The 23,260-nt window shown below is 68.5% G+C and carries 33 protein-coding genes; 32 read left to right on the top strand and 1 reads right to left on the bottom strand.

Features of this window, described 5'->3' with window-relative positions; genetic code table 11:
* Window positions 1-16: 16 nt before the first annotated feature.
* From PIR02_16045 to PIR02_15915, 27 genes are all read left to right on the top strand, one after another.
* Complete coding sequence (locus PIR02_16045; GenBank protein WZH36259.1) at window positions 17-352, top strand: hypothetical protein; 336 nt, start codon at window positions 17-19, stop codon at window positions 350-352.
* 34 nt (window positions 353-386) lie between these two features.
* A complete protein-coding gene (locus PIR02_16040) occupies window positions 387-992 on the top strand; it encodes a hypothetical protein (GenBank protein ID WZH36258.1) in 606 nt (201 codons plus the stop codon).
* Complete coding sequence (locus tag PIR02_16035) at window positions 992-1,417, top strand: hypothetical protein (protein WZH36257.1); 426 nt, start codon at window positions 992-994, stop codon at window positions 1,415-1,417. Before PIR02_16040 ends, PIR02_16035 begins: the two co-directional genes overlap by 1 nt.
* On the top strand, window positions 1,414-1,644 hold the full coding sequence (locus PIR02_16030; protein ID WZH36256.1) for a hypothetical protein: 231 nt from the start codon (window positions 1,414-1,416) through the stop codon (window positions 1,642-1,644). The genes PIR02_16035 and PIR02_16030 overlap by 4 nt, the downstream gene beginning before the upstream one ends.
* Window positions 1,641-2,288, top strand: coding sequence for a DUF4326 domain-containing protein (locus PIR02_16025; protein WZH36255.1), 648 nt, complete (start codon window positions 1,641-1,643; stop codon window positions 2,286-2,288). Before PIR02_16030 ends, PIR02_16025 begins: the two co-directional genes overlap by 4 nt.
* Entirely contained in the window at window positions 2,285-2,638 is a 354-nt protein-coding gene (locus tag PIR02_16020; GenBank protein WZH36254.1) for a hypothetical protein, read from the top strand. The genes PIR02_16025 and PIR02_16020 overlap by 4 nt, the downstream gene beginning before the upstream one ends.
* Window positions 2,635-2,970 carry a hypothetical protein gene (locus tag PIR02_16015; GenBank protein ID WZH36253.1) on the top strand — a complete coding sequence of 112 codons (336 nt, stop codon included), beginning with the start codon at window positions 2,635-2,637 and terminating at the stop codon, window positions 2,968-2,970. Before PIR02_16020 ends, PIR02_16015 begins: the two co-directional genes overlap by 4 nt.
* Before the next feature lie 10 nt (window positions 2,971-2,980).
* Window positions 2,981-3,862 carry a hypothetical protein gene (locus PIR02_16010; GenBank protein ID WZH36252.1) on the top strand — a complete coding sequence of 294 codons (882 nt, stop codon included), beginning with the start codon at window positions 2,981-2,983 and terminating at the stop codon, window positions 3,860-3,862.
* Between the two features lie 315 nt (window positions 3,863-4,177).
* Complete coding sequence (locus tag PIR02_16005; protein ID WZH36251.1) at window positions 4,178-4,504, top strand: hypothetical protein; 327 nt, start codon at window positions 4,178-4,180, stop codon at window positions 4,502-4,504.
* A gap of 186 nt (window positions 4,505-4,690) precedes the next feature.
* Entirely contained in the window at window positions 4,691-5,065 is a 375-nt protein-coding gene (locus PIR02_16000; protein ID WZH36250.1) for a hypothetical protein, read from the top strand.
* Between the two features lie 29 nt (window positions 5,066-5,094).
* Complete coding sequence (locus PIR02_15995) at window positions 5,095-6,825, top strand: hypothetical protein (GenBank protein ID WZH36249.1); 1,731 nt, start codon at window positions 5,095-5,097, stop codon at window positions 6,823-6,825.
* An 11-nt stretch (window positions 6,826-6,836) separates the two neighbouring features.
* Window positions 6,837-8,123 (top strand): hypothetical protein, encoded by a 1,287-nt coding sequence (locus PIR02_15990; protein ID WZH36248.1) that lies wholly within the window; start codon window positions 6,837-6,839, stop codon window positions 8,121-8,123.
* A complete protein-coding gene (locus PIR02_15985) occupies window positions 8,120-9,391 on the top strand; it encodes an ATP-dependent Clp protease proteolytic subunit (protein WZH36247.1) in 1,272 nt (423 codons plus the stop codon). The genes PIR02_15990 and PIR02_15985 overlap by 4 nt, the downstream gene beginning before the upstream one ends.
* Window positions 9,392-9,393: 2 nt before the next feature.
* Window positions 9,394-9,753 (top strand): DUF2190 family protein, encoded by a 360-nt coding sequence (locus tag PIR02_15980; GenBank protein ID WZH36246.1) that lies wholly within the window; start codon window positions 9,394-9,396, stop codon window positions 9,751-9,753.
* A 14-nt stretch (window positions 9,754-9,767) separates the two neighbouring features.
* Window positions 9,768-10,694 carry a hypothetical protein gene (locus tag PIR02_15975; protein WZH36245.1) on the top strand — a complete coding sequence of 309 codons (927 nt, stop codon included), beginning with the start codon at window positions 9,768-9,770 and terminating at the stop codon, window positions 10,692-10,694.
* Complete coding sequence (locus tag PIR02_15970; protein WZH36244.1) at window positions 10,694-11,173, top strand: hypothetical protein; 480 nt, start codon at window positions 10,694-10,696, stop codon at window positions 11,171-11,173. The genes PIR02_15975 and PIR02_15970 overlap by 1 nt, the downstream gene beginning before the upstream one ends.
* Before the next feature lie 57 nt (window positions 11,174-11,230).
* The gene (locus PIR02_15965) at window positions 11,231-11,602 is read left to right on the top strand and encodes a hypothetical protein (protein WZH36243.1); all 372 of its coding nucleotides are present in this window, start codon (window positions 11,231-11,233) and stop codon (window positions 11,600-11,602) included.
* Window positions 11,599-11,928: a hypothetical protein gene (locus tag PIR02_15960; protein WZH36242.1), complete on the top strand. Its 330-nt coding sequence runs from the start codon at window positions 11,599-11,601 to the stop codon at window positions 11,926-11,928. The genes PIR02_15965 and PIR02_15960 overlap by 4 nt, the downstream gene beginning before the upstream one ends.
* A gap of 9 nt (window positions 11,929-11,937) precedes the next feature.
* Window positions 11,938-12,255 carry a hypothetical protein gene (locus PIR02_15955; GenBank protein ID WZH36241.1) on the top strand — a complete coding sequence of 106 codons (318 nt, stop codon included), beginning with the start codon at window positions 11,938-11,940 and terminating at the stop codon, window positions 12,253-12,255.
* Window positions 12,248-12,670, top strand: coding sequence for a minor capsid protein (locus PIR02_15950; protein WZH36240.1), 423 nt, complete (start codon window positions 12,248-12,250; stop codon window positions 12,668-12,670). Before PIR02_15955 ends, PIR02_15950 begins: the two co-directional genes overlap by 8 nt.
* Window positions 12,667-13,464, top strand: coding sequence for an IPT/TIG domain-containing protein (locus PIR02_15945; GenBank protein WZH36239.1), 798 nt, complete (start codon window positions 12,667-12,669; stop codon window positions 13,462-13,464). Before PIR02_15950 ends, PIR02_15945 begins: the two co-directional genes overlap by 4 nt.
* Window positions 13,465-13,466: 2 nt before the next feature.
* Window positions 13,467-13,865 carry a hypothetical protein gene (locus PIR02_15940; GenBank protein WZH36238.1) on the top strand — a complete coding sequence of 133 codons (399 nt, stop codon included), beginning with the start codon at window positions 13,467-13,469 and terminating at the stop codon, window positions 13,863-13,865.
* Window positions 13,866-13,927: 62 nt separating this feature from the next.
* Window positions 13,928-14,200: a hypothetical protein gene (locus tag PIR02_15935; GenBank protein WZH36237.1), complete on the top strand. Its 273-nt coding sequence runs from the start codon at window positions 13,928-13,930 to the stop codon at window positions 14,198-14,200.
* A 4-nt stretch (window positions 14,201-14,204) separates the two neighbouring features.
* Window positions 14,205-17,249, top strand: coding sequence for a phage tail tape measure protein (locus PIR02_15930; protein ID WZH36236.1), 3,045 nt, complete (start codon window positions 14,205-14,207; stop codon window positions 17,247-17,249).
* 18 nt (window positions 17,250-17,267) lie between these two features.
* Window positions 17,268-18,056, top strand: coding sequence for a hypothetical protein (locus PIR02_15925; GenBank protein ID WZH36235.1), 789 nt, complete (start codon window positions 17,268-17,270; stop codon window positions 18,054-18,056).
* A gap of 15 nt (window positions 18,057-18,071) precedes the next feature.
* Window positions 18,072-19,166: a hypothetical protein gene (locus PIR02_15920; GenBank protein ID WZH36234.1), complete on the top strand. Its 1,095-nt coding sequence runs from the start codon at window positions 18,072-18,074 to the stop codon at window positions 19,164-19,166.
* Window positions 19,167-20,306: a M23 family metallopeptidase gene (locus tag PIR02_15915; protein WZH36233.1), complete on the top strand. Its 1,140-nt coding sequence runs from the start codon at window positions 19,167-19,169 to the stop codon at window positions 20,304-20,306. It begins immediately after the preceding gene.
* Here PIR02_15915 and PIR02_15910 read toward each other — a convergent pair.
* Complete coding sequence (locus PIR02_15910; GenBank protein ID WZH36232.1) at window positions 20,303-20,728, bottom strand: hypothetical protein; 426 nt, start codon at window positions 20,726-20,728, stop codon at window positions 20,303-20,305. The two genes, PIR02_15915 and PIR02_15910, sit on opposite strands and share 4 nt — an antisense overlap.
* 74 nt (window positions 20,729-20,802) lie before the next feature.
* Here PIR02_15910 and PIR02_15905 point away from each other — a divergent pair, with 74 nt between their 5' ends.
* The 5 genes from PIR02_15905 to PIR02_15885 are packed head-to-tail and all read left to right on the top strand — an operon-like array spanning window position 20,803 to window position 23,117.
* A complete protein-coding gene (locus PIR02_15905) occupies window positions 20,803-21,057 on the top strand; it encodes a hypothetical protein (protein WZH36231.1) in 255 nt (84 codons plus the stop codon).
* Window positions 21,054-21,797, top strand: coding sequence for a M23 family metallopeptidase (locus tag PIR02_15900; GenBank protein WZH36230.1), 744 nt, complete (start codon window positions 21,054-21,056; stop codon window positions 21,795-21,797). Before PIR02_15905 ends, PIR02_15900 begins: the two co-directional genes overlap by 4 nt.
* Complete coding sequence (locus PIR02_15895; protein ID WZH36229.1) at window positions 21,794-22,285, top strand: hypothetical protein; 492 nt, start codon at window positions 21,794-21,796, stop codon at window positions 22,283-22,285. Before PIR02_15900 ends, PIR02_15895 begins: the two co-directional genes overlap by 4 nt.
* A gap of 2 nt (window positions 22,286-22,287) precedes the next feature.
* A complete protein-coding gene (locus PIR02_15890) occupies window positions 22,288-22,602 on the top strand; it encodes a hypothetical protein (protein ID WZH36228.1) in 315 nt (104 codons plus the stop codon).
* Window positions 22,599-23,117, top strand: a complete 519-nt coding sequence (locus tag PIR02_15885; protein WZH36227.1) for a hypothetical protein — start codon at window positions 22,599-22,601, stop codon at window positions 23,115-23,117. The genes PIR02_15890 and PIR02_15885 overlap by 4 nt, the downstream gene beginning before the upstream one ends.
* The last annotated feature ends 143 nt before the right edge of the window (window positions 23,118-23,260 follow it).

The following is a 23,260-nucleotide window of genomic DNA, read 5'->3' as shown; positions in this document are numbered from 1 at the left end:
ACCCCAGGAGAACACCATGCACAACACCACCACCCGCGCGCTCGCCGCGTCGATCCTCGCTGCCGCCGCGCTCACCCTCACCGCGTGCGGCATCCCCTACGACGGCGACACCACCAACTGCACCGTCACCGACAAGTACGTCGCGATCGCTGACAAATCCAGCGAGAAGCGCGTATCCACCTCGTGCGGCGTCTTCAAGGTCGAGGACGAACTCTCACAGGGCGACTGGAACTCCGCCGACCGGTACGCCCAGATCGAGGTCGGCAAGACGTACGACTTCGAGACCTACGGCTTCCGCAACGGCTTCTTCTCCGCCTTCCCCAACATCGCCGAAGCCAACGAGATCCAGTGACCCTCTGAGCCGCGCCCACAGAACGGAAACCCGCATGAACCTCACCACGCTCATCGAGAACACCCTCGACGACCTCGCCCCCAACGTCGACCTCCTCCCCAACTACGACGAGATCGCCCTCGCGCTCGCCGCCGCCATCCAGGAGCACTACACACTCCGCACTCGCCGCAGCGACACGGACACGCGCATGATCGGCTCCCCACTTGACCTGGTCGAAGGTGACGCCGACCACCGTGCCCAGCTCGAGGAAAGCCGCACCGTCCGCGCCGTCATCGAGCCCGTGACCTATCGGGACGGCCCACGCCACGTCATCGTCGGCGAACGACAGGAAGGCAAGACCCACCTCGCCGAGCAGTGGCTGCTCTCCGCGCCCGAAGGAGTCGAGCGCGTCCTCGTCACCGCCAGCCGTGGCGAAGCCCTGAACCTGAAGCAGCGGATGGGCCTCAAGCTGAACGACCCGCGCGTGATCACCTTCCACGCCCTCACCGCGCCCGGCACACGCCCCCGCCCGGGCGTCCAGTACGGCTTCGACGAGACCGTCCGCATCCTCGAGAAGATGCTCGGCTTCGACCAGCCGCCGCACCTGCTCACCATCACCACCGCCGCCGAATGGCAGGGCCGCGACGGAGACGGCTCCTGATGTTCCCCATCACCTCCTACCGGATCAGCCCCAACCTGCTCGGCATCACCCGATGGCAAGCCGAGATCGACGGACAGCTCTCACGCTTCGCCCGCCGCGCCTACACCCAGCGCGCCGCCGAGCGAAAGGTCGCCGCCGACGAGGACGCGCTCTACGACGGCGAGGAACGCCTCATGCAGGCGATCTGGCTGCCGCTCACCATGCCACTGCGCCGATTCCATGACCGACTGTGCCAAGGAGCGGACCGCCGCCGCCGCGCAGCAGCCAACTCGGCAGTCGTCCGCACGTCGCGGTACAGGCTCACCCCGCGAGGGCTACTCGCCTTCTGGCGCTGCTACCGCATGCAGTGGCGCCACCTCCGCCGATCCCACGGCACACGACGCTCCGCGGCACACACCGCCCGGTACTACGGGCCCGTCCGATGAGCCAGCGGCCGCGGATGCAAGTCGACGGGTACGAGCTGCAGCCAGCCGCGATCGGCTGGCGCATCCGCCTCCGACACGCCTGGACCGACAACACCCCCTCGCTGGTCATGCAAGGCGCCTGGTGGGCGCTCACCGCCGCCAGCGCACACCGCAAAGCCCACCGCCTCATCAAACGCGACCGCCGTCAGCGCCGTCGCGAACACGCAGCCCAGGAGTACGACGCATGACCGGATACGACGACGACGCCCTCAGCACCGCCACCGTGCTCGCCGCGATCGCCAACAACGCCAACCCCCGACACCGTGCCATCACCACCCACAGCCCTCGCGGTGCACGCCGCATGCAGCTGCTCGATCGCATGCCCCTCGCCGACGCCATCGACATCACCGCGGCTGTCTACGTCGGCCCCGGATCCGAGTGGGAATGCCCCATCACCTTCAGCGACGTCGGCGCCCAGTACCCCAGCCTCGACAACCCCGCCATCGCCCGCATGATCCAACAGGACTTCGAACCCCTCGCCATCACCGGCTCGCTCCACTTCCCCAACTGGCGGCACCTCGGCGGAGAACGAGGCCCCGCAACCTTCATATACCGCCCCCTCACCGCCATCGTCGCCAACCTCCGCGGCCGCGACCTCGCCTGCACCTGCCCGCCCGACGAGGCCTGCCACGGCGACGTCCTCCTCCGCCTCGCCAACCCCGAACACCAATGCCCCGAATGCGCCCAAGGCAAGCACAGCAACTGCACCGAGATCACCCTCGACAGCAACGACCTCTGGACCCCCTGCAACTGCCACACCATCACCCAACACACCATCCCCACCGCCACCGCGCTCGCCGCGGCCCGACAGGAAGCGGCGAACCGCCCGTGAACCAGCCCACCCTGCCCGCAGCGATCGACGCCGCACGAGCCGCGCTCGCCGACTTCGATCAGGCCGGCCCCAGCACCGTCCTGCAGACCGTCCCGCCACTCGCCCTCACGCTGCGAGAGCTGCTCAACGTACTGTCAGACCCAGAGCTCGCACGCCTGAGCGACGCCGCCCGCCCCGGCCCCTGGAAAGCGTACGAGACCGTCCAGGCCGACAACTTCATCGTCGAGGAACCTCAGGGGCTGCTCAACGGTCCTGGCCCCGTCATGGGACCGTCCTACGACCGATCCACCACCGAATACGTCGTTGCGCTCGTGAACCTTCACCGCGCAACGCTAGAGGCCCGCCCATGAGCCGCCTCGAGCCCGCCGACACCATCGAAGCCAAGGTCGGCGCGAAACGACACCCCACCGACCACATCGCCCGCGCCGTCAGCATCACGCAACGCGTCTACCTCCTCCACCCCCAGGCGTGCCTCGACGAAACCGCAAGCGTCGGCACCACCCTCCAGGACTGCCCCTACTCCCACGCGCTCGACCGCGGCATCCACCGCGCACTCTGGCGCCCCTACCAAGACCAACCCGTCATAGTCCGCATCGACCAACTCGACCAAGACCTCACCCCCTACCGCACCATCCCCACGGTGACCCACCGAAAGCAGGACACCGCCGATGAGCGCCTGTAGCCTCGGGCTCATGTCTGAGAGTGACGAGGAGCCCAACGCCATGGACCCCATTTCGACCGCCGTTGGCACACAGATCGCCCAGGCTGGAGGCGGTGTCCTCGCGCGCCTCCTCGGCCCCCTCGCTGACGAGTGGGGACAGGAACTGCTCAACCGCTATCGCAACCGCAACGTCAAACGCGTCGTAGACAGGGCCGACGAAAAGTCCGAGAACGGGACCATTCCCCTTCGGGTCGCAGCCGAAGTGTTCGACAAGGCTCAGTGGGCCGACGACGAGTTCATTGCCGAGTACCTGAGCGGCGTCCTCGCAGGAGCGCGCACTCCAAGTGGTGCAGACGACCGAGGCGTCTCCTGGACCGCCCTCATCGGACGGATGTCTTCCGACCAGCTCCGACTGCACTACATCCTTTGCAGAGCCTTCCGCGACCACGTCCTAGCCGATCCGACCGTCCTCCGGTACGGCAGGCCCGTGGAGCCCGACCAGGTCACCATCAGTGACCACTTCGCGGATACCCTCGTCGTCAACATGGACGACGTGAAGGTGGCCATCGCAGGCGAAGCGGCCCCAGACGAGACAGTGCATTCACGAGTCGTCGACGCGCTGTATGGCCTCGACGCCGAGAAGCTCGTCGAATCGGGCAGCCTCGGCACCGGACAGTGGCTCAACTCGAGCCCGGACAACACACAAACTTATCCCGACTGGAACCTCTTCACCGTCAACATCACTCTGAGAGGCGCCCGCCTGGCCATGCAAGCAGCTGGACTCGGCGACGTGTGGCCCATTGCACTCACCGACGACGCGGATAACCCTCTGGACCGCATCTCGATCACCGACCCGATCCCGCCGGTCCGCACCGTCCGTGAGAGTTCTCTACCCGGTGTCCAACGAAGCTGAAGCAGCGCAAACAAGCCGTCGGTGACACGCTGAGCGCTCGCCGCGTGCGCCGAGCCCCAATTTCGTGTGCTACATTTTCGGCGCGCGGTAGAAGTGTTTCTACCGACAGAAGCCCCGATGGCCCTTCTCGGCCTCGGGGCTTCTGTCATTCGCACGCGGGTCCTCTCCTCGATTTCGGGTGTCGACGGAGAGGACCCGCCCTTCCTCCTCCTCGATCGCCTCGGCCGGGAGTTGAGCCGCCGAGCACAGCGCCCATATCGCTGGCGTGTGCCGCTCCTCCCGGTCGAGCGCGTGCCCAACCCGAAGGGCTAGCCAATGGCAGGCAAGCGCACGTCCACACGCAACTTCCATGAGCTGCGCGACCAGTTCTTCGAAGAGGGCAAGGAGCAGGACGCTTCGCCCGATCCCGATGTGCGCCGGCTCGCACTGTGCTGGCTGTGCCGCGGGCGCATCGACTACAACGTCGAGCCGAGCTCAACTCCCGACTCCCACAACCTCGACCACTTCCACACCGTGGAGGACCGTCCCGACCTGCAGGAAGACTGGGACAACTTCCGCCACGCCCATGCGCTGTGCAACGGCAACCGAGGCAACGGTAACCCCGTCGTCGACCTCGGCGAGCCGGTAGCGGACTGGTGGTGACGCGTTGAGCTGCCGATGCGGTGACGACGGCTGCGCGCTCCCTGCGCCGCCCCCGCGCCCGACTGAGGAGCCCCCCTCCAAAAATCCAGCATCCCCATCGGGGGACTGAACACCCTTCGGGGGGGTGTTCCTCTCCCCCTGGTCGGACGGTGCGCGTTTTTCACCCCACCCCTGGAGGTCGATCCGATGCCCGAATCGGACACGCCGCGCACCGCTCGCGGCCCCCACTCGAAGGCCCTGACGCGCATGCTGCGCGCCACCGGTCTGCTCCACATGCCCGAGGAGGCCATGCTCCTCGAGCTGCTCCGCGACCTCGCCGCCGAGCTCGACAACGGCGCCGGCGCACGCACCCGCACCGCCTACCTCTCTGCGCTCAAGGATCTCCGCCGAGCGCTCGACGGCGGCCGGCGCCGCGCACCGCGCGCCAAGCCAGAGTCCACGCCCGCGGCCGCACCCAAACCCGCCGCCGCGACAGCGACGACCGATGACCCGACATCGGACGCGCCGCCTCCGCCGAACAGCCTCGTTGAGTTCAAACTCCGCAAGGGCATCTCGACGTAGTCCGCGCCCCGTGTCAGACGGGAGCGAGCATGAGCACAACCCTGCTCGCCCGACCGAGCGTCGAGAACCGGCAAGCATGGATGACCGACGAGTACCTCGACGCCATCTACGCCGTCGAACCGGACCCCGAAGCCCTCCACGTCGGGCAAGCAGAACCGCGCATCGGCACGCCGCCCCTGCGCCCCCTCACGCCGGCCACCTCCCTCGGCTTCGAGGTGATCGAGTTCGCCGCGGTCGTGCTGGGCGTCACCCTCTACCCGTGGCAGCGCGTCCTGCTCATCCGCGCGCTCGAGCTGCGCCGCAACGGCCAATACCGGTTCCGCAGCATCATGGTGCTCGTCGCCCGCCAGCAGGGCAAGACGATGCTCGCGAGCGTCCTCGCCGCCTGGTGGCTGTACGTCGACTCCGCTCGCCACCCCGAGCGCGTCCCACCCCTCAAGTTCAAAGTCGTCGGCGTCGCGCAGACGCTCGACATCGCCAAGGAGCCGTGGAACGTCGTCAAGGTGTGGGCCGACCCGGACCCCGACACCGACGAAGACGCGGACCTCGCGATCGAATCGCTCCAGCAGGCGACCGCCCGCGTCGTCGACACCAACGGACAGCTCGCGATCGTCGCCCGCTCCCGCGCGCACTACGAGATCCGCGCGGCCAAGAACGCCCGCGGCAAGCCCGCCGCGCGTGTGCTCATGGACGAGATGCGCGAGCAGAAGGACTGGACCGGCTGGAACGCCGTGTCCCAGACGACGAAGTCGTTCTGGAACGGGATGCTCATCGGCTTCTCCAACGCCGGCGACGCCTCAGCAGTCGTGCTGAAGAAGCAGCGCACCGCAGGCCTCGAAGACATCGCGTCGTTCAAGAAGTACGTCGAGGACGGTCTCATGACCGCCGAAGAGTACGCGAACGGCAACGACGTCTCCACGGGCCTGTTCGAATGGTCCGCGCCCGAGGGGTGCGAGAAGAACGACGTCGACGGCATCCTCGCCGCCAACCCCTCCATCGGCTACGGAGCAATGACGGTCGCGTCGGCGATCGCCGACATCCGCAAGATGACCGACGCCGGCTACCGCACCGAGGTGCTCTGCCAGTGGGTCACGGCGCTCGTGAACTCGTTCATCAGCGTCCGCGACTGGCAGCAGCTCGAGCAGGCCCCCGCCGACATCCGTCCGCAGATCGAAACCGGATCCCGCACCGTGTGGGCGCTCGACACCGTCGACCGCAGCATGACCTGGCTCGCGGCCGCGGTGTTCACCCGCAGCGGTAAGCCGTTCGCGACCATCCGACACCGACAGGCCGGCATGTTCTGGGCACCGGCGTACGTGGAGCAGCTCGCCGACGAATCGGGGCACCGTGAAGTGGTCCTCCAGACCGGCCCCGGAGTCGTGTCGGGCGAGTTCGAGGAAGAGCTGGACAAACGCGGCCTGATCGTTCACAAGATCGACCGCGGCACCCTCGCCATGGCCACCGGTCGAATCGCCGACGGCGTCCGCGATCGCGGGTTCATCGTCGCTCCCTCCCCCGCGATCACCGTCGCGATCGAAGGCGGCGTGGTCGCCCCGTACACCGACGCGGACGTCTGGTCTCGCAGCCGGTCCAAGCCGGTCGACATCGCAGGTCTCGTGGCCATGACGGAAGCCCTGTACGGGCTGACGCGCATCGACCCGCCGCCGGTGCCCGTGGTGCTGCCTGAACCGCCCGCTCCGCGCCTGTACACGCTCCCGGGCGATGACGGCGGGTGGGGGCTCGGGCCGTTGAACCTCTGAGAGGAGATCCCATGCCCGAACAGGGATACGTGGTCGAAGGCTCCGGGGTTCCCGGTTGGGGTGACATCGGCGCCGGAGACTACGAGGAACGGCCGGAGTTCAGGTGGCCTAAGTCGATCGAGACGGCCGACAACATGCGGCGGGACGACCCCCAGGTGCGTTCGGTCATCCGGGCCGTCAAGCTGCCGATCCTCCGTGCCACATGGAACCTGAACGGCGCCGGCTGCCGCGACGAGGTCACCGACCGCGTCGCCCGCAACCTCGGGCTCAAGGTCAAAGGCAGCACCGAGCTCGGAGTGCCCCGGCGGCGCAAGGGCCGCACCTCATGGAACGAGTTCCTACGTCACGCGCTCCTCGAGCTTGACCACGGGCACTCCTACTTCGAGCAGGTCTACGAGCAGACCCTGACCGGCGGCACCAACCTCACCAAGCTCGCGTGGCGGCCCCCGCGCACCATCGAGAAGATCGAAGTCGCCCGAGACGGTGGTCTCGTCGGCGTTCGACAGTACGGCGTCAAGCGGCGCATCGACGTGGACCGTCTCGTCGCGTTCGTCAACGAACGCGAAGGCGGCAACTGGGCCGGGGAATCGCTGCTCCGCCCCGCCTACAAGATGTGGTTGCTCAAAGACCGCGTGCTGCGCATCCAGGCGCTCACCGCCGAACGCAACGGCCTGGGCATGCCGATCTACACCAGCCCGCCCCCGCCCGCGAACGCCACCTACGACCAAGTCATCGAGTGGATCGACCGCGAGCTCGAGCGTGGCCTCACCGTGGCCAAGAACGCCCGCGCGGGCGAGTCCGCCGGCGCAGGCCTGCCGTACCAGGCGCTGTTCCGCTTCGCAGGCGTCGAGGGAGATCTCCCCGACACCGACAAGCCGATCCGCTACTACGACGAGCAGATCGCGCGCGCCGTCCTCGCCCACTTCCTCAACCTGGGCACCGAGACCGGATCCTGGGCGCTCGGATCCACGTTCGCGAACTTCTTCACCGACTCGCTCAACGCCGTCGCGCAGCACATCGCCGACGTCGTCCAGCAGCACGTCATCGAAGACCTCGTCGACAAGAACTGGGGCGAAGACGAACCGGCCCCCCTGCTCGAGTTCGAAGCGATCGGCGCGAACCAGCCCGCCACTGCAGAAGCAATTCGCGCGCTCGTCGACGCGAAGATCATCACCCCCGACGAGGCCACCGAGACGCACGTGCGGACCCTCCTGGGCTTCCCGCTGCGCAAGCCCGGCGCGCCCCGCGACACCCCCACCGAAGACGACGCCGACATCGAGCTCGAAGGGGCCGCATGACCATCACGAACAAGAACCCCAACCGGTACTGGGGCAACCGCACCCCCGAAGCCAAGACCGAGTTCTTCAACGCCGTCACCACACCGCCCGCCGCCGACGGCAGCACCGTCGCGACGATCCGCATGTACGGACCGATCGACTCCTGGGGCGGATGGTGGGGCATCAGCACCAAGGACGTCGGCGCGGTCCTCGACGCGCTCCCCGACACCGTCACGCACATCATCCTGCGCATCAACTCCCCCGGCGGCCATGTGTTCGAGGGCATGTCCATCCTCAACATGCTCCGCGCCCACAAGGCCAAGGTCACCGCCGTCGTCGACGGCCTCGCCGCGTCCGCCGCGTCGTTCATCGCCGCCGGGTGCGACGAGACGGTGATGATGCCCGGCACGACGATGATGATCCACTCGCCCCTCGTGTTCGAGTACGGCAACGCGGACGAGATGCGCAAGACCGCCGACGTCCTCGACAGCATCCAGTCCTCCATCGTCGAGATCTACCAGGGCAAGGCCGGCGACGCCGACTGGGATGCGCTGCTGCGCGAAGAGACCTGGTACACCTCCGCGCAGGCCGTCGAACAGGGCCTCGCCGATCGCGTCGCCGTCATCTCCGACGCGGGCGAGACGACCACCGTTGGCGCCGATGACGACGACGTGATCGTCGTACCCATCCCCCTCGAGGACGACGACGCCGAAGACGCGGCCCCGCCCCTGCAGTTCGTCGCCGCGGCCGCGCGGCGCGCAAACCCGCGCTCAACCGAGCCGGGAAACACCACCCCTAAGGAGAAGCTCGCGATGAGCACCACCCCCTTCACCGCTCGCATCCGCGAGCGTCTCGGCGTCCCCACCGACGCCACCGACGAGGACGTGTACACCGCCCTCGACACCGCCCTCACCGAGCGCGACACCGCCACCGCAGCGCTCACCGCCCAGCTGCCCCCCGGCGCCATGGTCGTCGACCGTGCCGCGTTCGAAGAGATGCAGAGCGGAGCGGCCGCCGGCCGCGAAGCCATGGCAGCCCTCGACAACCAGCGGCGTGAGCGGATCATCAGCGACGCGCTGCGCGACGGCCGGATCGCGACCAGCTCCAAGGACGTGTGGACGGCCTCCCTCAAGGAGAACGAGGCCAGCACCGTCGCCATCCTCAACCAGATGCCGAAGAACGCCGCCGTCCCCGTCGACGAGATCGGCCGCTCCGACCAGGTCACCGACGAGGAAGAGGCCCAGTACCGCGCCCTCTTCGGTGACGACACCACGTCCGAGGAGGACTGACCGTGACCACCCACATCCACACCTTCGCCCCCGGCGCCAGCATCACCTGCACCGCCAGTGCCGACGTCATCGGAGGCCGCCTCGTCGAGATCACCGGCCCCCGGGCGGTCGCCCACACCCAGGCCGGATCCGTCAAGACCTTCGGTGCCGCCGGCACCGACGCGAAGGCCGGCGACGACGTGCTCGTCCTGCGAGGCGGCGTCCAGAAGCTCGTCGCGGGTGCCGCGATTGCCGCCGGCACCCGCATCAAGCCCGCAGCGGCTGGCAAGGCCGTCGCCGTCGCCGCAGGCGAGAACGGCATCGGCCTCACCATCACGACCACCACCGCCGCGGATCAGCTGATCCACGTCGCGCTGGACTGACAAGGAGATTTCACATGGCCAGCTCCCTCACCTACCCCACCCCCGCGGTCACGGGTACCGAGAACCTCACCTCCGAGCAGATCCACGCGTTCCTGCTCTCCAAGACCCTCTTCGCCCGCCGCGTCCGCGACATCGCCGCTCAGCGGTTCATCGCCAACGCCCTCCTCAAGGCCCGCCTGCGCGTCGAAGGCGGAGCCATCCTCTACGAGGGCGGCGAACCGTTGTTCGCGGCGGACGACCCCGAAGTGGTCGCCCCCGGTGGTGAGATCCCCCGCTCCCAGGTCTACACCGGCGACCTCGCCGGCGCGGCCGTCGAGAAGCTCGCGCGCGACGTGCCCATCTTCGATGAGTCGATCAAGCGGCGCGGCATCGACGTCGTCAACAAGACCATCAACCAGCTCGTGAACACGATGGTCCGCTACGTCGACTCCGCAGCCCTCGGCGTCATCGCATCCAAGGTCAGCCAGTCCATCAACGCGATCGGTTCGTGGACCACGGTCGACGGCATCGTCCGCTCGATCGAGATGACCAAGGCGATCGCCGAGGAGTCCGGCGAAGGACACACCCTCGACACCATCGTCCTCAAGCCGACGGCGTACGCCAGCGTCATGGCCACCTTCCTCGCCGCAGGCCTGCTCCCCCGGGAGCAGAACAACCCCCTGCTCACCGGAACGTGGCCCACCGTCCTCGACACCACCTGGCTGCGCTCCTCCCACACCCCGACCGCCGCGCCCCTGTTCGTCGACACCGACGAGCTCGGCGGCATGGCGGACCAGACCGACGTCAGCCCCGGCTACACCTCGGCCGGCGACGGCATCGAGACCAAGTCGCTGCGCGAGGACAAGGACTTCGAGGGCTACCTCGTCCGCGCACGCCGCATCACGGTCCCCGTCGTCACCGACGCGACCGCCGCCTACGCGATCACCGGAACGGGGCTCTGATGGCCACCAAGAAGCGCTACATCGTCACCGCCGCCCGCATCGTCGCCCGCATCCCCGGCGCGCAGGGCGGGGAGGCCTACCTCCGAAAGGGCCGACTCCTGCCGGCGTCCATCGAGGACGCGGAGATCGCCCGCCTGCTCGAGCTCGAGCTGATCGAGCCGGCGCCGGACGAGATCATCCCCGCACCCGCCGTCGGCGGTGAGGGCGAACAGATCCTCACCCGCGCCGACGTGGACCTCCTCGTTCAGCGCGAGCGGGAAGCGGACGCGGCCGAGCTCGATGTCGCACGCCGCGCCGTCGAGGCGGAAGCGCAGAAGGTCGTCGCCGCACGGGAAGAGGTCGAAGCGGAGCGGCGACAGCTCGACGCGGAACGCGAGGAGCTGACCGCAGCACAGAGCGCCCTCGAGGCCGCCCAGGCGGAGGCCGCGAAGAAGCCCACCCCGGCGAAGGCGACCGCGGCCAAGCCCGCGCAGTCCTGACGCCCCTCGGCGGCCCCCGAGCCCTCAGCTCGGGGGCCGCCCATCAAGGGAGAAATCATGAGCGCTGGCATCGACACAAGCGAATTCACGGACGACGAAGACCTCGGCCTGGTGCTGCTCCTGCGCGCCTGCGAGGTCGCCCCGCAGCTGCGTACGGTCGTCGAGAACAGCCGCGAGAAGCGCACGGCTATCGCGATCCTCCGCCGAGTCGCCAGCCGCGTCGCGGAGGCCGGCACCGGTGCCGTGGAGTCGATGGGCCGCAACGGCACCAACATCAAGCTGCGCGACATCGGCGACGCCTTCCAGGGGCCCGACCTCGCCGACCTTCGCCGGCTGTTCGGTATCGCCGAGCCCGAGTACCCGGGCGCGCGCGGCAGCTTCCCCACCGAACGGCCCCTGTCGAAGCTCTGGCGGGAGACCTACGAGTGAGCTGGGACAGCGCGTTCTGGTGGCCTCACACCGTCATCGTCGAGGACGCCCTCCCCAGCGGCGGATCCGGCACACGCCTCGGACCCGCACGCGAACTCAAGAAGGCCGAGATCAAAGACCAGCAGAAGCTCATCGTCGCGGCCGACGCGACCGAGCAGGTCTCCAACACGCAGGTCACCGTCCCCCTCGCCGCTGCCGTGCCCATCGGGTCATTCGTGACCGTGTGGAAGAGCAAGCCCGGCCAGCGTCGTGCCCGCGTGATCGCCGTCGAACGCGACGAGAACGCGCCCCCGCTGCCCTCTCACCTGATCCTCTTCCTGCAGTAAGGAGCGCGCGTGGCGAAGTTCTACCCCATCAAGACCCAGCTCGAACGCTCCATCGAGAAGGGCCTCCGCAAGGCCGGCACCAAGGTGCTCAAGCGCATGAAAGAGCTCAGCCCCGACGACACCGGCGACTCCGACAAGACCGGCTTCTCGACCGTCGACGATCTCACCCTCCAGGTCGGGTTCACCTCACCTGTGAAGCGATGGTCGAACGAGGATCTCGACGCCAAGCACACCAACGGGCAGGCGAAGTTCGCCGAGGCGGCGGTCGACCAGGTCGACATCGGTGTGGTCCTCGCCGAGCAGCACAAGGCCGACCTCGGTGGATGACGCCGAGCTCACCCGCTGGCTCGTCGAGAAGCTCGGCTCGATCGACGGGTGGACGTGGCTCGACGAGGGCTCCTACGACTACTCGACCGACCAGGTCACGCTCCACGAAGGAGCGATCCCCTCGGACGCCCGCCGCGCCGTCGGTGTCCGCGTCTACGGCGGCACCGACGACGACATCACCGACGTCAAGCAGCGGCGCGTGCAGCTGCGCTTACGCGGCGGCAACGGCGACCCGAACGGCGCCAACCGCCTCGGCGACGTCGCACACACCTTCCTCCGCGGCCTGTTCCGCGAAGGCGTCATCAGCCAGATCATCCGCATCTCGTTCGACCCCCAAGGGGCCGACGCCAACGGTCGCGAAGAGCGCACCGACAACCTCCTGATCATCTTCGACAACGAGGAGTCTCCGTCGTGAACAACAAGATCCCGCTGCCCGCCGGAACGGTGCGCGGCAAGTCCTACGAGTACGGCGTCCGCGTCAACCTCGCTGAGCGCGGCGCCCAGCCGAACTTCATCGACATCCGTCGACTGTTCGGCTACGCCCCGGGACACACCCCCACCAAGAGCAACGCCATGAGCTACGACGACCAGGGGTCGGCGAACAACGCCGTCGACGCGTGGTCGCACTCGCACGCGTTCTCGACGTTCGTGAACCGCTCCCGCACCACCGGCGAGTACCTGCCCGAGATCGAGGCGCTGCGCCAGCGCACGCTGCCGACCTCGATCGACGAGGACGCCGAGATCGAGATCCAGTTCTTCCACAAGCCGGCCAAGGGTGCCCCCAACCTCAAGGACGCCGGCCAGGGCTTCGTCACCGTTACCTACCAGCGTGGGCAGACCGCCCCCGACGGGCAGACCGAGACCTGGAACTGGACCCTCGAGGGCGTCGGCGCGTACACGCCGATCGAGAACCCCTTCCAGGGCTGGCCGGAGACGGTGCCCCTGCTCGTCGGCGCCACCCCGACCGGTGCGAGCGCAGGTCAGCAGGTGACGATCCGCGGAACCGGCTTCGTCGACTCGTCGGGCAACGCCCTGGTCACCGGCGCCGCCGGGGTGAAGATCGGCGGCACCAACGCCACCGGCTACACCATCGTGGACACGACGAAGATCGTCGCGATTCTGCCCGCCGGCAACGCTGGGTCTGCCCCGATCGTCGTCACGAACGCCACGGGCGCGTCCACCGCGCTGCCGTACACCCGAGGCGCCTGAGAGTGGCCAGCGCGGTCGACTTCTCGGAGTGGGTCGCGCCCGACCTGAAGATGCCGCTTGGGGGCCGGACCTACTCGGTTCCGGCCCCCAGCGTGCGTCGCGCGCGGAAGATCATCGCCGCCGCGGTGCGCGCCGAGGTCAACCTCGGGATCGTCAAAGGCGAAATCCCCGACGAGATCACCGAGATCCTCGACACCATCCGGGGTGTCGAGCGCCCCGGACTCGGGCCGGTGGCCCAGGAGATGACGGACGACGACGTCGCGATCGAGACCATCGACCGCATGGAGTACTACGCGATCTTCTACTGGACGCGTGGCAAGGAGTACGCCGACGCTCTCGCGACGGTGCTCTGGGCGCCACGGGTCAGCGCGGAAGCGGGTGCGCCGGCCCCAAAAGCGTAGGCGCGCTCACCCCGCACGAGTGGGCGCGGCTCTACGGCGTCGGCGAGATCATCGACTACGACGTGAACGACGTCCCCATCTACGAGGACTACCGCGTCCCCGTCGAAGCGCAGGACGCCCAGCTCGCGCAGGCCACGCGCCCGCAGACGGACATCGACGGCTCCTGGCTCGCTCTGGTCACGCACTGGCGTCTCGTCGTCGCCGAGCTGATGGCGCGCGGTATCAACCTGCACGACGAAGCGGTGCTGTCCGGGCCGTGGCTCGGCGTGCGCGCCGCCATCTTCGATCTCCTCGACTCGCCCACACGGCTGCGGGAGATCCTGAAACGGAGGTGACGGGATGGCCGGTCTGCGCGCAGCCGAGCTCGAGGTGCTCTACACCGCCAACACCACCGGCGTCGACAAGGGCGAGCAGAAGGTCAAGGAGTCCGCCGACCGCATCGAGTCCAAGCCGGTCGTGCAGAAGGTCGACGCGGACGTCTCCGCCGCCCTGGCGGGGATGGACCGTGTCGAGGCCGCTGTCGGCGACTTCGACGCCGCCCTCCTGCAGGCCGCCGACGCGTCCAAGAACATGTCGACGTCGCTCGTGCGCAACTTCCTTGTGTCCGATCGCGCCACCAAGAAGAGCGCCAGCGAGATCGAGGGCGTCCTCGTCCGTTCCTACGGCGTCGCTGCCGACGCTGCGCGCCGCCTCGCTCTCATCAGCAAGGGCGAGTTCAAGCAGCTCGCGGCCGCGGCCGCGCAGACCGACGCGACCGTGAAGGTCGACGTCGAGTCGAGTGAGGCCCTTGCCGGGATGGACCGGGTCGAGAAGGCGGCCCGCAAGCTCGTCTCTGAGCGCGCGGTGCTGCAGCTCGACGCCGACATCACCCGCACCGACAAGGCGCTCGAGCGCGCACGCGCGAAGGTCGAAGACCTCGCGATCCGCGCCGAGGGTGGGTTCGAGGTATCCGCGGACGTGAAGCGCGCCGAGGCGAGCCTCTCGCGTCTCGAGCAGCAAGCCGAGCGGCTCAAGGGCCTGCGCGCCTCGGTCGACGTCGACGCCTCCACCGCGAAAGCAGAGGCGGAACTCGACCAGCTGGCCGACAAGGTCGAGGACGCCACCAGCGCCGCAGGTGAACGCGGGGGCGCATCCTTCGGCAGAAGCCTCGATGGGGCGACGCGCGGCATCGGTGAGCGCGTCGGCGACGTCGTCGGCGGTGGTGTCGAGGACTCGCTCATCTCCGCGCTCACAGCCATCCCCGTCGCCGGCGGCATCATCCTCGCCGGCGTCGCGATCGGCAAGGCCGTGTCTGGCGCGGTGCAGGACGGTCTCCAGCAGGAGGTCGGCTTCGACCGCCTTGAGGCGCTCACCGGCATCAGCCCGGCCGCGGCGCTGCGCATCGGACGTGCCGCCGGCGCCGCGTACGCGAACGTGTTCGGCGACTCCGTCGAAGCGAACATGGACACCGCACGCCTGGCGATGCAGTTCCAGCTGCTCGACGGCGACTCCTCCAACGTCGAGGCACGCAAGACCATCGAGGGTCTCGCCGGCATCGCCGACATCATGCGCGAGGATGTGCAGCCCGTCGCGCAGGCCACAGCGACGCTGCTCAGCACCGGTGTCGCCAGCTCCGCGAAGCAGGCCTTCGACCTCATCGCCGCCGGCGAACGGCAGGGACTCAACCGTGCCGGCGACCTCCTGGACACCCTCACCGAGTACCCCGCACTGTTCGCCCGCCTCGGGCTATCCGGCCCGCAGTCACTCGGTCTCATGAGCCAGGCCCTCCAGGGCGGTGCGCGCAACGCCGACCTCGCCGCCGACGCGCTCAAAGAGTTCCAGATCCGCGCGACGGATGCCTCCAAGACCTCCGCGGAGGGCTTCGAGCTGCTCGGCCTCAACGCGGCGGACATGACGGCCAAGATCGCCCGCGGCGGCCCCGACGCCGCCGCAGGGCTCGGCGAAGTACTCGAGAAGCTGCGTCAGATGGAAGACCCGGTGCAGCGCAACGCGGCCGCCGTCGCGCTGTTCGGAACGCAAGCTGAGGATCTCGGCGACGCGCTGTTCCGCATGGACCTCTCCACCGCCGTCGATCAGATCGGCCAGGTGGAGGGCGCCGCACAGCGCATGTTCGACACCATCGCCGACAACGACGCCACCCGCATCGCCCAGGCGGAGCGGAACATCGAGGTCGCCGTCGACGGCATCAAGGGCACCCTCGCCGCCGGATTCGCTGAGCCGCTCTCCCAGGTCGCCGAGTTCGTGTCGGCGAACCGCGGCCCCGTGACGCAGTTCTTCCTCGACCTCGTCAACGGTGCATTCGACTGGGGCGAGACGATGGTCAACTCGGCCGCCGACGGTGCGATCGCGTTCGGCGAGTTCGTCGCCGGACCGGGCGCCGACATGGTCGACATGCTGATCACCCTCCAGAGAGCTATCGCGCCCCTCTCCGACACCTCGGAGCTGGAAGGCCTGCGCGATGGGATGCGCGAGTTCGACGACTCGGCCAAGGCCAGCGCGGACACCATCCGTGGGGAGCTTCTCGACGGGCTCGAGGTGGCGCGCGGCAAGGTCAACGAGTTCGGCGAGGGTGCGGTCGCCATGGGCTTCCTCAACGACGCGTCGCTCCGCCTGGCTGACGCCGTGTCGACCGTCGGCTACGCCAGCGACGGCGTGAAGCTCTCCCTCGAGGGGCTCGACCTCGCGCACCTGTCCGCAACGGACTCCGGTGCGCAGCTCGAGCGGCAGCTGCGCGGCTCGATCGGGGCGCTGCAGGAGGAGCTCAACGCGGCCGTCCGCGCCGGAGAGGGACAGGAGGAACTCACCTCCCGCTACGACACGACGACCCAGGCCCTCATCGACCAGCTCACACAGATGGGCCTCACGAGGGAGCATGCGGAGCAGCTCGTCCGCTCGTACGCGAGCTTGCCGCAGATGATCACAACAGCGGTCACCGCGAACACCGCCGCGGCGGAGAACAGCATCAACCAGCTGATCACCACCTACAACGGTTCGACCGTCCGTCTGAACGTCGCCACGGACTCACTCGATCCCACGTCGATACGCCGCGGCTTCCACGGCGGCATCGTGCAGCCGATGGCACGCGGCGGCATCCCCGACCTCGTTCCGATGTCGGCGACCGCGGTGATCGTGCCGGCGGACACCTGGCGGGTCGTAGGTGATCGCTTCGACGTGCCGGAGGCGTTCGTCCCCATGGACAACTCGCCGCGCTCGCTCGCGATCCAGCGCGAGCTGAACGCTCGACAGCCTGCCGGCGCGCCCGCCGATGTGAGGGTCTCCGTGCCCATCACCATCACCGGCAACCCGGATGCCGAGACCATCGCGCTCATTCAGCGGGCGGTCGAGGTCGCTGTGCGCGACGCGATGCCCAGCCAGCAGTTCTGACGAGGGAGGGGGTGGCGGATGCGGCGTGCACCCGCACCGGGATTCTCCGCCCGAATCCTCGACATCGACTACACCGGCCGGCGCCTGGACTACACGACCGGATGGTTCGTCACCGGCATCTCCGGCATCACGGACGGTGCATCCGTGACATCCCGCGAGATGCCGCGCGATCGTCAAGAGGGTCAGCTCGACCTCCCCAACGACGTGAACGATCCCCGGATCATCGAGCTCAAGGGCATCGTGTACGCGGGTTCCGCTGCGGAGCTCGAGCGGCTGCAGTGGAAGGCCGGCGCGTTTCTCGTCGCCCCCGAGTCCTCCGCCGAGTTCCACTGGCGCACCCGCGCCGGGACGGCGCTCAGCACGCACGTGCGCCGCGGCCGGGGGTGGGAGTTCAGACCCACCCCCAGCCCGCGCCGCGCGAACTTCCTGCACCGGTACCGGGCACCGTCACAGCTCATCCGCGGGGAGATGACCATCCCCGTCGTCGGCACAGAGATCCTCGTCGAGAACAGCGGAGAGGCGCCCTCCCCGGCGATTATCACCGTCACCGGCACCATGCCCGGCGGGTACGAGATCCGGGGACCGTACGGCCGCGTGTACCAGGTGACCTCCAGCCCCGGTCCCGGCCCCGACGTCATCGACATGGACAACGACGGTCTGCTGCTGCGCGGCGGCGTCGTCGCAACCGGCGTCTACGGGGCGCGCATCGACGTCTGGGACATGCCGAAAGGCCACACACCCCTGTCCCTCGTGCCCGTGTCCGGGGCCGGGCAGATGTCGGTGCAGCTGCGACCGGGCTACTACTGACAGGGAGGGGGCGCGGTGACCCCACGAATCCGGTACTCCTTCGTCGACTCCCTCACCGGCCGGCGCGAGCTTGTCGTGCACCCCTCCGAGGGCTCCTGGCGATCGAAGGTCAACGGCGTCGACGGCGCACGCACACACACGCTGATGGTCCGCGAGCGACACCTGCTCATCAACCGCGAAACGTGGGCGAAGATCACCCAGCCGTGGCGGATGCGGTTCGTGGCGGAGTGGAACGGGCGTCCCAAGTACGCAGGCTGGGTGCTCAACCACGACTGGGACTCCGCGAGCGGGCGTCTGCAGGTGGCGCACGCTGACTTCCGTTTCATCGCGGCGCGGCGCGCCCTGTTCGGAATCGGACCGGTCGACCTGCCCGACATCGTCGTGGAGGGACGCTCGCTTCGCGGACTGATGGGCGAGTTCGCCTGGTACGCGTTCATCAACGGCGGATACCGCTGGGCGCTGCGCCTGGTCATCGACCCGGCCGAACGGTTCGAGGGCGGCCCGTTCAGCGAGTCGATCAAGCGATCACGCCTGGACACCCTCGAAAGCCTCATGCGCGACCTCCACAGCCGCGAGAACGGCCCCGAGGCGCACTTCTACCCACGCTGGTCCCCCGTCGACGGCGGGCTCGAGGACGTGCTGCGTATCGGCAACCCGAAGCTCCCCGGCGACACCATCACCGTGCACGCCTCCGCGAAGCGCAGCCCCATCCGCGGCTTCGGCTACAAGCTCGACGCCGAGCAGCAGCTCACCGGCGTGTGGGGCACGGCGCAGGGCCGCGGCAGTGACACCAAGATCGGCCTCGCCATCGGCGCCGACGAGGGCAGTGTGATCCCGTTCCTCGACAAGTCGTTCCCGATCAAAGCGACCCAGGACCAGGACGTGGCGGACTCACAAGCCAAGGAACGGCTGCGCATGTTCCGCGAGCCGATCAAGCAGTACCGCTACCAGCTCGCGGACCCCGACCTCAACGACCGCATCGACATCGGCACGGGAATCAACGCCTACTACATGGGCGACGAGGTCGAACCGCCCGGATGGAAGAACGGGCGCGTCATCGCGCTCTCCCACGCCGTGCGCGACCCGTTCCCGACCCTGGAGCTGCAGTAAATGGGCGTCTACAACGTCAACGACTCTCCCCTCGAGTGGCTCATCGAAGCCGTCCAAGGACTGCTCCGCGAGAACCCCTTCGAGTCGGCCTCCATCGAGGACGGCCGGGTCCGCTTCATCGGCGGCCTCCTGCTTCTGCAGGCCGGCGCACGGCTCATGGGAGAGGGCACCTTCGAGTGGACCGGGCCGGGGTCAATCGCCGGCGACTGGGAGGTGCTCGGAGGCGGGGTGATCCGCGTCGGCGGCGTCCTCATCAGTCCCGTCGGGGGCGGCCGCATCATGATCGGCGAAGGCCCCGTCGCCATCATCCTCGACGGCGGTACCGGCACACTCACCATGGGGAACATCCGCATGGAAGGCGGCAAGATCTACGTCGGCACCGGCGCCAACCAGGTTGTCATCGACGGAGCCACCGGCAAGATCATCGCCGGCAACATGACCATGGACCCGACCACCTCGGGCGGAGCCCTCGTGTACGCCAACGGCGCCCAGGTCTTCACCGACGACGACACCATCCAGATGTTCAAGGGGAACAGCGTCGCACAGGTCAGCGACGACTACGCGAGGCTGCAGCACGGTGGCGACGTCGTTCAGATCGACGGTGACGGCCTTCGCATCAGCATTGGCGCGGTCGAGAACGCCACGAGCACAGACGGTCTCCACTGGCTCGCCATCGACACAGAGAGCGGGCGAGTCCGAAGGGTGCCGCCCGGCGTCGGAGGACCGGGCGCTGGCGACTTCGACTGGCCGTTCCCACTCTCAACGAAGACCTACGGATTCCGACCGCCCGACCGGCCGACTCATGACGGTGTGGACATGGCTGGGCCGGACGTGACCGGACACGTCATCCCGGCCGCGGGTCGCGGGGTTGTCACGTTCGCGGGCGGCAATGCCGATGATGGTTACGGCTACTACGTGATCTTGAATCACGGAACGATAGACGGCTCGATCGTCGAGACGCTCTACGGCCACATGGCCACTCTGCCAACCGTGGCGGTTGGCCAGGCTGCTTCGAAGGGCAGCCCGTTGGGACCCGTTGGTGACACCGGCAACAGCTTCGGAGATCACCTGCACTTCGAGGTGCGCATCGATGGAGTCGCTGTCGACCCAGAGCCCTGGATGGCAGCCCACGGCGCCTAACGAATCGGGCAGTAATCGTTCTTTGCGGCGGTTACGAGGTCACGGTTCGCGCCCTCAGGAATCTCGCCCGTCAGCGCGACGATGTTGTCCGCGTCGGCGCCAGCAGCCAGCTGATCGCAGGCGTAGTCCGAAGCCGCCTTGATCTGGTCGGCCATGACGTCCACGCCGTAGCTCGCGACTGTGAGCTGAATCGCTGTGAGTACCGACGTCGCCTTCGTCGGCGGTGTCGGAGTCGCTGATACCTCCACCGGCGTGGCGGGCGCCTCGCTCGGCTCCACAACGACGGTCGTGTCTCCGGCGCTGTACGTCCCTGACGCCCCGGGGGTGACCTCGACCCGCTCCTCGCTCGTTTGGACGCTGACGCAGCCGGAGAGCGCCAGCACGAGCACCGCCAGGCCGGCGGGGACGAGTCCACGTTTCATGCGCTCACACTACCCACCCGTGAAGCCGTCGGCACCTGTGCCGGCGGCTTCGTTATCGAGAGGAGCAGACCGCCGTGTCTGACATTCCCACCCAGCGCTACACCGTCCGAGATCCCAACAAGGCCACCGAGGAGATCACGACCTTCCTCGAGGGGCTCGCTGCGGCGGGCGAACGGCCGTGGTGCGAGGTCCGCTACCCCGCCCCCGACTACGTCGAGGACAAGGGCGCGTGGCTCGCCGAACAGGAGAACACATTCGACGTCGTCGAGCTCGTGAATGGCGAGCTCGGCACGGCCCCGCCCTACGCGGAGATTGCGAGCTGGTCGTGAACGTTCTCTGGCCCAACGGATCCCGCGACGCCCCCAACCTCGGCGGCGGCTTCGGCCCCCGCGAGCCCTTCTGGACCCCCGGCGGGTGGACGAACTCGTTCCACTACGGCCAGGACCAGACCGGTTTCGATGACATCTGCGCCATGGCCGACGGAGTCGTCACGTTCGCCGGTTACAACGGCGGCTACGGCAACTTCATCCGCCTGGACCACGGCGACGGCATCGGCAGCGGCTACGCCCACATCGACACCGGCGGCTTCTACGTCGGCTACGGCGCCCGCGTCGTCATGGGTCAGCGCATCGCGCGCATGGGCACCACCGGCCGATCCACCGGAAAGCACCTCCACCACGAGGTGTACCGCAACGGCGTCGAGATCGACCCCGCCGAGTTCATCCGCTCCAACCTCGCCGGACCGGCATCCGTCGGCTCCGACACCGTCAACCCGTCCGAGGAGGACGACATGCGCGTTATCTACTCCCAGCACCTCGATCGCACGTTCCTCATCGGGGACGGCGCCATCACCCACCTCATGCCCGACGTCTACCCGGCCCTGAACGCCGTCGGCATCCCCGGCGGCCGCTGGGTCAACCAGCTCGGCAAGGACGACTTCCGCAAGGTCGTCGAGGCCCACGGCATCAGCTACGAGCAGACCCGTCTGCTCGAGCCCGGCTGGCGTCTCTACGACGACGGCCGCAAGGTCGACGCCGGCCGCGTCCCGTGGGGCGACCGCTGGGCATGACCCGTCTCCGCGCGGTCACCGCGGCCGCGGTGCGCGCGATCGTGTGGCTGACCCTCGTCGTCGGCCGCGCGATCGCGCGCACCTGGTCGAGGATCCACGAGCCGCGGGTGTCGAAAGTCATCTACCTCGTGGGCTACCTCATCGCCGTCGCAATCGGGGTCGTGACCCTGTGGCGGCCGCCGACGTCGATCGAAACGCCCCTCGGTCCAACCCTGACGACTCTCTGGGGTGCCGCGATCCTCGTCGGCGCGATCGCAGCAGCGGTCGCCGTCCTCCCGGGCTGGTGGTGGCTCGAGCGCCTCGGCATCTACTCCGTCGCCGTCGGCGCACTCATCTACTTCGGAGTCGTGCTCACCCTGCACGCTCAGGGGCCTGCCGGATCGTCCCGCCTCACCCAGGCCGGGATGATCCTCGGCTTCGCCTGGCTCATCAGCGCGAACCGCCTCTGGGAGATCCGGGGGTACACCTTCGAACCGCGCGGGAGGTAGCAGTGGACCCGGCCGCTCAGGAGCTCACACGCGCTGCGCTCCTCGTTCTGGGTGGCGTCCTCGGCACCGAGATCTTCAAGTCTGTTCGCGACGGCATCACCGGATCCATGAAGAGACGCCGCGCCGAGGTCGACCGCATCGCTCGCGAGAAGGCCGACCGCGAAGACGAGCTGCACGACCTGCAGACCCGCAACCGCATCGTCACCGAGCACGCGCACGCCGTGCGCGTCATCGCCATCAAGGCGGGCCTCACCGTGCCCGACTTCCCCGTGCTGCCCGACGCACACGGAACCGACCGTCCCGGAAGGACTCCATGAACGCCCTCGCTCTCATCTTCACACCGGAACGCCGACAGGCGATCCAGCTGTTCGCCGGCGCCCTCGCGCCCCTCGCCATCCTCCTCGGCTTCGGTACCGCCGGCGTCTGGGAACAGGCACTGATCATCGTCGGCGCCGCCCTCCAGTTCCTCTCCGCCGTGCTGTCCCTCGTCAACGTCCGCAAGGGCGACATCGGCGCCGGATGGGCAATCATCCGCGCGGCGATCTACACCCTCGCCGCGACGGTCTCCCCCGCCCTCGTGCTGCTCGGCTTCTACGACGACGAGACCAACGCCACCGTCCTGCTCGGCCTCTCCCTCGCGCTCGGAGCGCTCTCCAACCTGCTCGCCATCTTCATCGGCGCCAAGCAGCAGCTCACCGTGCAGCTCGAGCAGGCCACCGATGGCACCTGGAAGCTCCCCGACCCGAGCACCACCACCCGTGAGGAGTACCAGGCCGCGCTCGACCCGCACAACCCGGCCAACTTCCCCAACCCCGGCGCACACAACCACTGACGTGCGCAACCTCGGACGGTGGGCGGCGATCGCCATGACGGCGATCGCCGCCTTCACCATCTGCTTCTCCCCGAACACTCGCCGGCGCCCCGCGCCGGCACCCGCGTGCCGTCACCCCAGGTGACGGCTGAGAGGAGCCTGGC

It is taken from the genome of Microbacterium enclense (assembly GCA_038182865.1).
Lineage (GTDB): Bacteria > Actinomycetota > Actinomycetes > Actinomycetales > Microbacteriaceae > Microbacterium > Microbacterium enclense_B.
Note: the sequence above shows the minus strand (reverse complement) of the source record. Positions and strands in the feature narration are given on the sequence as shown.

Excerpts from the sequence above, each read along its gene's own strand:
- PIR02_16000 (WZH36250.1), top strand. The coding sequence starts at position 4,691 with ATGCCCGAATCGGACACGCCGCGCACCGCTCGCGGCCCCCACTCGAAG.
- PIR02_16015 (WZH36253.1), top strand. The coding sequence starts at position 2,635 with ATGAGCCGCCTCGAGCCCGCCGACACCATCGAAGCCAAGGTCGGCGCG.
- PIR02_15885 (WZH36227.1), top strand. The coding sequence starts at position 22,599 with ATGAACGCCCTCGCTCTCATCTTCACACCGGAACGCCGACAGGCGATC.
- PIR02_15895 (WZH36229.1), top strand. The coding sequence starts at position 21,794 with ATGACCCGTCTCCGCGCGGTCACCGCGGCCGCGGTGCGCGCGATCGTG.
- PIR02_16035 (WZH36257.1), top strand. The coding sequence starts at position 992 with ATGTTCCCCATCACCTCCTACCGGATCAGCCCCAACCTGCTCGGCATC.
- PIR02_15925 (WZH36235.1), top strand. The coding sequence starts at position 17,268 with ATGCGGCGTGCACCCGCACCGGGATTCTCCGCCCGAATCCTCGACATC.
- PIR02_15995 (WZH36249.1), top strand. The coding sequence starts at position 5,095 with ATGAGCACAACCCTGCTCGCCCGACCGAGCGTCGAGAACCGGCAAGCA.
- PIR02_15985 (WZH36247.1), top strand. The coding sequence starts at position 8,120 with ATGACCATCACGAACAAGAACCCCAACCGGTACTGGGGCAACCGCACC.
- PIR02_15975 (WZH36245.1), top strand. The coding sequence starts at position 9,768 with ATGGCCAGCTCCCTCACCTACCCCACCCCCGCGGTCACGGGTACCGAG.
- PIR02_16030 (WZH36256.1), top strand. The coding sequence starts at position 1,414 with ATGAGCCAGCGGCCGCGGATGCAAGTCGACGGGTACGAGCTGCAGCCA.
- PIR02_15910 (WZH36232.1), bottom strand. The coding sequence starts at position 20,728 with ATGAAACGTGGACTCGTCCCCGCCGGCCTGGCGGTGCTCGTGCTGGCG.
- PIR02_15915 (WZH36233.1), top strand. The coding sequence starts at position 19,167 with ATGGGCGTCTACAACGTCAACGACTCTCCCCTCGAGTGGCTCATCGAA.
- PIR02_16005 (WZH36251.1), top strand. The coding sequence starts at position 4,178 with ATGGCAGGCAAGCGCACGTCCACACGCAACTTCCATGAGCTGCGCGAC.
- PIR02_15930 (WZH36236.1), top strand. The coding sequence starts at position 14,205 with ATGGCCGGTCTGCGCGCAGCCGAGCTCGAGGTGCTCTACACCGCCAAC.
- PIR02_15965 (WZH36243.1), top strand. The coding sequence starts at position 11,231 with ATGAGCGCTGGCATCGACACAAGCGAATTCACGGACGACGAAGACCTC.
- PIR02_16010 (WZH36252.1), top strand. The coding sequence starts at position 2,981 with ATGTCTGAGAGTGACGAGGAGCCCAACGCCATGGACCCCATTTCGACC.
- PIR02_15990 (WZH36248.1), top strand. The coding sequence starts at position 6,837 with ATGCCCGAACAGGGATACGTGGTCGAAGGCTCCGGGGTTCCCGGTTGG.
- PIR02_16025 (WZH36255.1), top strand. The coding sequence starts at position 1,641 with ATGACCGGATACGACGACGACGCCCTCAGCACCGCCACCGTGCTCGCC.
- PIR02_16040 (WZH36258.1), top strand. The coding sequence starts at position 387 with ATGAACCTCACCACGCTCATCGAGAACACCCTCGACGACCTCGCCCCC.
- PIR02_16045 (WZH36259.1), top strand. The coding sequence starts at position 17 with ATGCACAACACCACCACCCGCGCGCTCGCCGCGTCGATCCTCGCTGCC.
- PIR02_15970 (WZH36244.1), top strand. The coding sequence starts at position 10,694 with ATGGCCACCAAGAAGCGCTACATCGTCACCGCCGCCCGCATCGTCGCC.